Below are 1,195 nucleotides of genomic sequence, written 5' to 3' on the forward strand. Positions count from 1 at the left end.
TCCCGCCGTGCGGGACGCCGGACCGGGCGCGCCAGTGCGCGCGCAGGCCGGCGAGGCCCGTGCCGTTGCCGATCAGGATCAGCGGCGTGTCCGCCGGAGGGCTGTGGAAGCTGCGGTTGGTCCTGAGCCGCATGTCCACGGGATCGCCGGGCCGGAGCCCGCGGATCAGCCAGCCGGAGGCGAGGCCGGGCGAGCCGTCGTCGCGGACGGCGAGGCGGACGATCAGCTCGACCACCTCGTCGGAGGGCAGGGAGGCGACGGAGTATTCGCGGCTGGCCGGGGCGGCGCCCTCGACGGCGGGCAGGCCGATCTCGGCGATGTCGCCGGCAACCCAGTCGGGCGTGTGGCCGACCGGTTCGAACGCCAGCCGCCAGGCCTCGCCGCCGGGGCTGCCGGGATTGAGATGGACGCGCGAGACCAGTCTCCAGCGGTCGTAGGCCGGCGGGGTCCAGTCGGCCTCGACCGGGCGGCCGGTGATCGCGCCCAGCTGGTGCTGCCAGTGGCGGACGGCGCCGGCGTCGCCGTCATCGACCTCGACCCGGTCGAACAGGGGCGTCGCCCCCGAGCGCTGCAGCCAGCTGTCGAGCGCGCGGCCGAAGCCGCAGAAGCCGGCGTAGGAGCGGTCGCCGAGGGCGAGCAGGCCGTAGGACAGTCCGGAGAGGTCGGCGGGCGCGGTCATGTGCCGCCGCGCGAACCGGGACATGGCGTCGGGGGCGTCGCCCTCTCCGGTGGTCGAGGCGATGAACAGGACGCGTCCGGCCGCCTTCAGCTGCCCGGGCTCGAGGCCGCCGAGCAGGGCGACGCGCGCCGGCGCCCCGGCGGCCGACAGGCCGGCCGCGGTCATCCAGGCCAGCTCCTCGGCCTGGCCGGTCTGGCTGGCGAAGGCGACCAGCAGGGCGTCGTCGCCCCCGCCGGAGGCGAGGGCGGCGGTGCGGTCGGCGGCGGCCCGGCGGGCGCGGCGGCGGCGCCAGGCGACCAGGGCGACAAGGCCGAGCCACAGGGCGACGGCGGCGAGGGCCCACAGCCAGCGGGACGGATCGACGGTCACGCGCCCTCGTTCAGCATGGCGGCGAAGGCGGGCGTGACGGTCTCGGCCAGGGCGCCGTCGGGGCCGCGCACGACGAAGGCGGCGGCGATGTCCAGGGCCCCGGCGAAGGCTGGCCCGTCGACCGGCCCCATGACGGTCAGGGCCGTG

General features: G+C 77.4%; 1 protein-coding gene. It reads right to left on the reverse strand.

Annotated elements, in window-relative coordinates; all coding sequences use genetic code 11:
- Window positions 1-1,048, reverse strand: a 1,048-nt coding sequence (locus tag RIF93_RS20705) for a flavodoxin domain-containing protein (protein WP_309093326.1), incomplete at its 3' end; no start/stop codon positions are given.
- Window positions 1,049-1,195: the final 147 nt, after the last annotated feature.

Origin of the sequence: Phenylobacterium sp. (genome assembly GCF_031181185.1) — a bacterium.
Taxonomy (GTDB): Bacteria; Pseudomonadota; Alphaproteobacteria; order Caulobacterales; family Caulobacteraceae; genus Phenylobacterium.